Here is a 7,932-nt window from a genome sequence, read left to right as displayed (position 1 = left end):
CCCACCCGCGCGACCCCGGACCGACCGCCCCGGCCCGGCTGGGCGCTCGCGACGAACGCGACCGCCCGCCCGAACGCCGCGTCGGCGGCGGCCAGGTCGCCTGCCGCGATCCGGGCCTCGACGACGTCGAGCGCCGCGAGCGCGTGCGTCCACGGGGCGGGCCCGGCCGGGGAGGACGCCAGCGCCTGCAGCGCCTGCTCGGCGGCGGCGTCGTCGCCGAGCTCGCGGCGGGCGAGGGCGTCGGCCAGCGCGAGCTCGTCGCGCAGCACGGTCATGCGGGCCGCGGCGGCGCGGGAGACCCCCGCGGCGACCCGCAGGGCGTCGACGGGGCGCCCGGTGAGCGCGAGCCCGAGGGCGCGCGTGCCCTCGAAGCGCAGCAGGCGGTCGACGTCCCGGCCCACGGACGCGCGCGCGTCGCGGACGGTCGCGTGGTCGTCGTCCCACTCCTCCGCGAGCGCCGTCGCGTGCATCAGGACGTTCCAGCCGAAGCGCGCCACAGGGTCGCACCAGGCGTCGAGGCCGGGGGCCGCGAGCGCGGGCGCGAGCTGGGCCCGGCACGTGTCCCAGTCGCCGAGCGCGAGCGACGACAGCGACCCCAGGACGGCGGCGCGCGCCTGCAGCGCCGAGGGGGTCCCGTTCGCCGCGCCGACGACGCGTGCCTCGTCGACCGTCTGCAGGAACTGCTCGCGGCTGACGAACAGCTGGCACCACGCGAGGTCGAGCAGGGCGGCGACGTCGCCCTCGGCGGCCCCGGGCGGGAGCTGTTCCAGGACCCGCCGGAGCGTGGCCTCGTGCCCGTCGTCGTACAGCGCCAGCGCGGTCCGCGCCAGGAGGGCGAGCGCCTCGCGGGGCCGCTCCGCGGCCAGCCAGTGGTCGAGGGCGGCGGTGCTCTCCCCCGCCTCCTCGAACCAGCGGGCGGCCCGCGCGTGCTGCTCCAGCAGCCGCGTCGGCGAGCGACGGCCGGCCTCACGCACGAGCGCCTCGCGGACGAGGTCGTGGAGCTGGAACCAGCCCACGGCGTCCAGCCGGTGCAGGAACAGGCCGCGGTGCTCCGCCTCCTCGAGCAGCGGGAAGGCGTCCCCCCGCTCGGTGAGGGCTTCCAGCAGGTGCGGGTTGACCCGCTCCACCACGCACACGTCGAGCAGCATCTCGACGAGCTCCGCGCGCTCGCCGCGGAACGCCTCGCGCCACAGGTACTCGTCGACGAGGCGGTCCTGCTCGTCGGCGAGCACCGGCACGTCCGGCTGCCCGCCCGTGACGCGGGCGGCGAGCCCGGCGAGCTGGAGAGCGGCGGCCCAGCCTCCGGAGTGGGCCGCCGCCGAGCGCGCGGCCGCACGCGAGATGCCGGGCGCGAGGGCCGTCAGCACCTGCACCGACTCCTCCGGCGAGCAGCGCAGCTGCGGGAACCGCGCCTCGGCCAGCCGTCCGGACGCCTGCAGCCGCTCGACCGGCAGTCGTGGTGTGCGCCGGCTGACGAGCACCAGGTGCAGCCACGGCGGCACGTGCTCGACGAACGTCTCCAGCGCGTCGTCGAACCCGGCGACACCGTCGAGGTGCTCGAGACCGTCGAGGACCAGGACGAGCGGCGGGCGCGTCCGCTCCTCCAGCGACTCCAGCAGCGCGTGCACCGCGCCGGCCGGGTCGCGGTGCGCCCGCAGCTCCGCGGTGGCCTGGGACCCGCAGTCCGGCACGTGCGCCTCGAGCGCGGCGATCACACCGGTCCAGAGGCGCCCCGCGTCCCGGTCGGCGTCGTCGAGCGACAGCCAGGACGTGGCGTGCACCGACCGTGCGGCCCAGTCCGCCACGAGCGTCGTCTTCCCCGCCCCCGCGGGCGCGACGACGAGCGTGACGGGCAGGGTCGTGAGGTCGTCGAGCAGGTCGACGAGCCGCTCGCGGCGCACGAAGTGCGTGGGCGTCAGGGGCGCGCGCAGCTTCGAGTGGAAGAACGGCGTCTGCGGTGGCGCGTGCGGAACCGCCCGCGCCGCTCTACCCACGGCTGTCATCCCGGCCCCCGCCCCTGGAACGCCTGACGACAGCACCGTAGCGCTGGGGTGGGCCCGACCCCAACCACCCCCGGAGGGGTGATCCCGACCCACCTGCCCCGGGGAGAGGGTGAGGAGCACGCACGGTGCGGGTGACGGACCCGCGCCCGTCCCGGAGAGAGGGAGAGCATGACGGACCACGACGTCGGGCCGATCGACTACCTGGCCCTGGAGTTCCCCGGCGCCCGGCTCACGGGCGAGGGCATGGACATCCTCATCGACCTGGTCGAGCGCGGGATCATCCGGATCCTCGACCTGCGCTTCGCGCTGCGGCAGGCCGACGGCTCGTTCACCGCGATCGAGCTCAGCGACCTCGACGGGGACGGCACCCTGGACCTGGCCGTCTTCGAGGGCGTCAGCTCGGGTCTCATCGACGAGGACGACCTGCAGGAGGCCGCTGGTCTCGTCGAGCCGGGCACCGCCGTCGGTCTGCTCGTCTACGAGAACACCTGGGCCGGCCCGTTCGTCTCGGCCATGCGCCGCGCCGGGGCCGAGGTCATCGCGAGCGGACGCATCCCGGCCGACACGGTCGTGGCGGCGCTCGACTCCATCGAGAGCTGACGCAGGCGAGACGGAGGACGGACTGATGGGACTCATCGGAGGCATGGCCCGCACCGCGGTGGTGGCGGGCACGGCGACCGCGGTGTCGAACCGGGTGTCGCGACGGCAGGCGGGGCGGTGGGCCGCCCAGGAGCAGGCGTCCTACCCCCAGACCACCTACGCGGCTCCGCCCCCGCCGCCGCCCGCGCAGCCGGCGTACTCGCCCCCCGCGGCCGTGTACGCCCCGGAGCCGGACGAGCCGGAGCCGGACGTGCTCGAGCGGCTGGAGAAGCTCGGCTCCCTGCGCGCCGCCGGCGTGCTCACCGAGGAGGAGTTCGCCGCCCAGAAGGCGCGGATCCTCGCGGGCTGACGACGCGGACCCGCTGACACCAGCCGCCCCTGGCAGGGGGACGGGCGGACAGGGAAGGCCGGTCGCGGCCGGGAGAGGACGGACCGATGACTGCGGAGACGACGGACCGGGCCGGGGCCGGGATGGCGCCGGCGGAGGGCGAGGCACCGTACCTGCGGGCGGCGTCCGACGTCGCGACCGGGCTCGGCACCGACCCCGAGCGCGGGCTGACGGCGTCCGAGGCCGCCGCACGGCTCGCGCAGCACGGCCCGAACCAGATCGCGGGCGAGCCCGCCCCCTCGATGTTCGCGGTGGCGCTGATCCAGCTCCGCGACCCGATGAACCTCATGCTCGTGGCCGTCACGGTCGTGAGCTTCGTCATCGGCCAGGTGTCCACGGGCATCCTCGTCGGCCTGCTCGTCGTCCTCAACGTGCTGCTCGGGGCGCGCCAGGAGCTGAAGGCCCGCGCGAGCGTGGACGCGCTGTCGAAGCTGCAGGTGCCGCAGTGCCGCGTGCTGCGGGACGGCTCCGTGGCGCTCGTCCCGGCCGTCGAGGTGGTGCCGGGCGACGTCGTCCTCCTCGAGGCGGGCGACGTCGTCCCGGCCGACGGCCGCATCGTCCGCTCGGCCACGATGGAGACGCAGGAGGCCGCCCTGACGGGCGAGTCCGCGCCGATCCCCAAGGACGCCGCGGTCCTGCAGGGCCCGGAGGTGGCCCTGGGCGACCGGACGAACATGGCGTACCAGAACACGTCCGTCACCCGCGGCACGGCTGTGGTGGTCGTCACGGCCACGGCGATGGACACCGAGATGGGCCGCATCGCGACGATGCTCTCCTCGGTCAAGCGCACGAAGTCGCCGCTGCAGAAGGAGCTCGACTCGCTGACGCGCGTGCTCGGCACCATCGCGTGGAGCGCGGTCGCGCTCATCGTCGTCGTCGGCCTCCTGCGCGGCATGTCGGGCTCGCAGGTGCTCCTCCTCGGCACCGCGATGGCCATCTCCGCGATCCCGACCGGCCTGCCGACGTTCGTCCAGGGGATGCTCTCCTACGGCGCCAAGCGGCTCGCGGAGGCCAAGGCGATCGTCAAGAACCTCACCGACGTCGAGACCCTCGGCGCGACGAGCGCGATCAACACCGACAAGACCGGCACGCTGACCATGAACCAGATGATGGTCTCGACGATGTACGTCGACGGCGACTGGTTCACGGTCGAGGGCCAGGGCTACGAGAAGACGGGCACGATCCTCTCGGTCGCGGGGCACGAGGTGCCCGACCTCACGCGGCTCGCGCTGGGCCTCGTCCTGGTGAGCGACGCGACGGTCGGCGACGACGGCACCGTCGTGGGCGACCCGACCGAGGCGGCGCTCGTCGTGCTCGCCGCGAGGCTCGGGGTCGACGCCGAGCAGACCCGGCGGGCGTACCCCCGCCTGGCCGAGGTCCCGTTCGACTCCGACTACAAGTTCATGGCGACCTTCCACGACGTCGTGCTGGACGGCGTGCAGCACCGGGTCGAGCTCGTCAAGGGCGCGCCGGACGTCGTCCTCGCCCGCTGCGCCCGGGCGGGCCGCCCGTTCGGCACCGGCCAGGTGCCCGTCGAGCAGGCGCTCGCCGACCTGGAGTCCGCGAACGAGCGGCTCGGGTCGCAGGGGCTGCGCGTGCTCGCGTTCGCGGCGCGCACGGTGACCGAGGCCGACGAGGAGGCGATGCGCGACGACCCCATGTCGCTCGCGCAGGACCTGGACCTGGTCGGGCTCGTCGGCATCATCGACCCGCTGCGCCCCGCCGCGAAGTCGGCCGTGGAGACCGCCCTCGGCGCCGGCATCGACGTGCGGATGATCACCGGCGACCACGCCGTCACCGCGCGCGCGATCGGCGAGAGCCTCGGCCTGGGTCCGGGCTCGATCAGCGGGGCGGAGCTGCGCGCCCTCTCCGACGACGAGATCCTGCGGCGGCTGCCCGAGCTGCACGTGTTCGGTCGCGTGGCTCCCGAGGACAAGCTCCGGCTCGCGCAGATCATGCAGCGCGACGGGCAGATCGTCGCGATGACGGGGGACGCGGTCAACGACGCCGCGGCGCTCAAGCAGGCCGACATCGGCGTGGCGATGGGCAGCGGCAGCGAGGTGTCCAAGCAGGCCGCCCGCATGATCCTCACGGACGACAACTTCGGGACCCTGGTCCACGCGATCGAGCTCGGGCGCACGACCTACGGCAAGGTCGTCTCCTACATCCGCTACCAGATGAGCCAGCTGCTCGCGCTCGTCGTGCTGTTCGTCGCCGCGACGGTGTTCGACATCAACGACGGCGTCGCGATGACGCCGCTCATGGTGCTGTTCCTCAACTTCTTCGTCGCGATCTTCCCGGTCGTCGTCATCGCCACCGGCGAGGGCGACCCGGACGTCATGCGGCACCCGCCGCGCGACCCGAAGGTGCCGATCACCAACCGTCCCGCGGTGCTGCGCTGGCTGCTCTACGGCGTCGTCCTGGCGCTGTGCGCGCTCGTGCCGCTCGTGTGGGGCCCGGACGAGCCGTCGCCCTCCGCCCCGAGCGCGTCCATGACCATGGCGTTCGTCGTCGTCGGGCTGGGGACGGTCCTCAGCGGGCTCGTCATGCGCCGGGACCCGGGCAGCGGCCTGGCCGAGCCCGTGCTCTCGGCGGTCCGGTGGCTCGCCATCCCCGCCGCGCTGATCGTCCTCGCCACCCAGCTGCAGTTCCTTCAGCAGGGCCTGCTGACGCAGCCGCTCACGGCCACGCAGTGGTGGCAGTGCGTCGCGCTCGCCCTGCCCGTCGCGATCGTGGCGGAGGTGGGCAAGTGGATCCGCCGGCGGCGCCACCGCAGCACCCGCCCGGTGCCGGTCGACGAGGCGGTGGCCCCGGTCCGCGGCCGGCCGTGACGGACGACCCCGAGGTCGTCCGCGTCCGCGGACGCGTGCTCGACCTCGAGCGCCTCACCTACGCCACGATCGTCGTGATGTCGGTGCTGGCCGTCTACCAGGGGTGGCAGGAGCTCAACCTGCTGGAGGCGGCGCTCGTGGTGACCGCACCGGTGATCGCCATGGCGGCGGCGCACTTCTACTCGGAGATCCTCCACGAGCACGCCCTCGTCCGGCGCCCCCTCACCCGGTCGGAGTGGCGCCACGCCGCGGTGCACCAGGCGCAGCTCCTGCTCGCGGCCGTGCCACCCCTCGTCGTGCTGGTGCTGGCGCGGCTCACCGAGCGCTCCACCGGCGACGTGCAGCGCGCGGTGCTCGTGACCGGGACCGTCACGCTGGTCGCGCTCGCGTCCGTCGCCGGCCGGCACGCCGGCTTCCGCGGCCGCCAGCTCGTCGTCGTCTGCCTGGCCGGCGGGCTCGTCGGCCTCCTCGTCATCTCGCTGCAGGTGCTCCTCAAGCCCCACTGACCACGGAGGACGGACGCGTGACACCACAGACCCCGCCGGTGCAGCTCGACCGGCGCCTGGCCGTGCTGCTCGCCATGGCCATGTTCGTCCTCGTCGTCGACACCTCGCTCATGAACGTGTCGATCTCCGCGGTCGTCCGCGACCTCGACACCACGGTCAGCGGCGTGCAGTCGGCGATCGCGCTCGAGGCGCTCGTGTCCGCCGCCTTCATCCTCATCGGCAGCAAGGTCGGCGACCTCGTCGGGCGCAAGCGCGCGTACGTGCTCGGCCTGGTCGGCTACGCCACGGGCGCCGTCGCGATGACCCTCGCCCAGGACCTGCTCGCGATCATCGTGTTCTGGGCGGTCGTCGGCGGGCTCGGCGCCTCCCTCCTGCTGCCGTCGATGCAGTCGCTGGTGCACGGCAACTTCACCGGCGACGCGCAGAAGAAGGTGTACGCCCTCGTCGGCGCGTCCGCGTCCGTGGCGGCGGCGGTCGGCCCGCTCATCGGCGGCTTCCTCACCACCTACCTGTCGTGGCGGGTCGCGTTCGGTCTCGAGGCGCTCGTCATCGGCGTGGTCCTCGCCGGCATCGGCCGCGTGCGCGACGTGCCCTACACCGGCGACCGGTCCGTCGACGTCGTCGGGGCGGTCCTGTCGGCGCTCGCGATGGGCGGCATCGTGCTCGGCGTCCTCGTGTGGCAGGAGGGAGGCGAGTCGGTCGGCATCCTGCTGGCCGTCGGCGCGGTCGCGATGGTCGCGCTCGTCCGGTGGCTGGTGCGCCGGCGCCGCGCCGGCCGCCCCGTGCTGCTCGACCCCGACCTGTTCCGCAGCCCCGTGTTCCGGGTGGGGGTGTCGCAGCAGATGCTGCAGCAGATCACGCTGGGCGGGGCGATGATCGCGCTGCCGATCTTCCTGCAGATGGTGCTGGAGTACGACGCGATGGCGGCCGGGCTCTCCCTGGCGCCGCTCTCGCTGTCGATGTTCGCCCTCGCGCTGGTCGCAGGGAAGCGGTCCGGGCGGCGGCGTCCGGCCGACGTCGTGCTCGTCGGCTTCGGGCTCGTCGTGATCGGCGTCGCGGCGCTCCTGCCGGTCGTCCCGCGTGCGACGTCGGGCTGGTTCCTGTTCGTACCGCTCGTCGTGGTGGGCTCCGGGCTCGGGCTGCTCGTCTCGCAGCTCAACAACTACACGCTCTCCCCCATCTCGGAGGAGCGCGTGAGCGAGGCCGCGGGCGTGAACTCCGCCGCCGGCTCCTTCGGCCTCTCGTTCGGGCTCGCGCTCGCCGGCGCGCTCATGCTCGGGTCGCTCGCGGCCGGCTTCAGCTCGCAGGCGGCGGCGAGCACCGTCCTGGCGCCCGACGAGCAGCAGCAGGTCGCACGGGCGCTGGAGGAGGACGCCCAGCTGATGAGCAACACCCAGCTCACGGAGCAGCTCGCGGGGCAGCCGGACGACGTGCGCGACGAGATCGTGCGGATCAACACCGAGACGCGGCCCCGTGCGCTGCAGATCGCGCTCCTGCTGCCCCTCCTCGCCGGCCTCGCCGGCGTCGCCAACGCCTTCCGCATGCGCCGGCTGCCCGACCCCGCGCCCGGCAGCACGGTCGAGGGGGCCGCGTTCGGATGAGCC

Annotated in this window: 6 protein-coding genes; 5 read left to right on the top strand and 1 reads right to left on the bottom strand. The window is 74.4% G+C overall.

Annotation, left to right across the window (positions count from 1 at the left end; genetic code table 11):
* A partial coding sequence (locus HGCM_RS19940; RefSeq protein WP_218917044.1) for a winged helix-turn-helix domain-containing protein occupies positions 1-1,994 on the bottom strand: 1,994 nt, incomplete at its 3' end.
* 177 nt (positions 1,995-2,171) lie between these two features.
* Between HGCM_RS19940 and HGCM_RS11080 the strand changes: the two genes are divergently transcribed.
* From HGCM_RS11080 to HGCM_RS11060, 5 genes are all read left to right on the top strand, one after another.
* The gene (locus tag HGCM_RS11080) at positions 2,172-2,603 is read left to right on the top strand and encodes a DUF6325 family protein (protein ID WP_019136903.1); all 432 of its coding nucleotides are present in this window, start codon (positions 2,172-2,174) and stop codon (positions 2,601-2,603) included.
* A gap of 25 nt (positions 2,604-2,628) precedes the next feature.
* A complete protein-coding gene (locus HGCM_RS11075) occupies positions 2,629-2,952 on the top strand; it encodes an SHOCT domain-containing protein (RefSeq protein ID WP_019136902.1) in 324 nt (107 codons plus the stop codon).
* An 86-nt stretch (positions 2,953-3,038) separates the two neighbouring features.
* Complete coding sequence (locus tag HGCM_RS11070) at positions 3,039-5,822, top strand: cation-translocating P-type ATPase (protein WP_019136901.1); 2,784 nt, start codon at positions 3,039-3,041, stop codon at positions 5,820-5,822.
* Positions 5,819-6,328, top strand: coding sequence for a hypothetical protein (locus tag HGCM_RS11065; RefSeq protein WP_019136900.1), 510 nt, complete (start codon positions 5,819-5,821; stop codon positions 6,326-6,328). Before HGCM_RS11070 ends, HGCM_RS11065 begins: the two co-directional genes overlap by 4 nt.
* A gap of 74 nt (positions 6,329-6,402) precedes the next feature.
* Positions 6,403-7,929 carry an MFS transporter gene (locus tag HGCM_RS11060; protein ID WP_173390567.1) on the top strand — a complete coding sequence of 509 codons (1,527 nt, stop codon included), beginning with the start codon at positions 6,403-6,405 and terminating at the stop codon, positions 7,927-7,929.
* Positions 7,930-7,932 lie beyond the last annotated feature (3 nt).

The organism is Cellulomonas massiliensis JC225, from assembly GCF_000312005.1.
Lineage (GTDB): Bacteria > Actinomycetota > Actinomycetes > Actinomycetales > Cellulomonadaceae > Cellulomonas > Cellulomonas massiliensis.
Note: the sequence above shows the minus strand (reverse complement) of the source record. Positions and strands in the feature narration are given on the sequence as shown.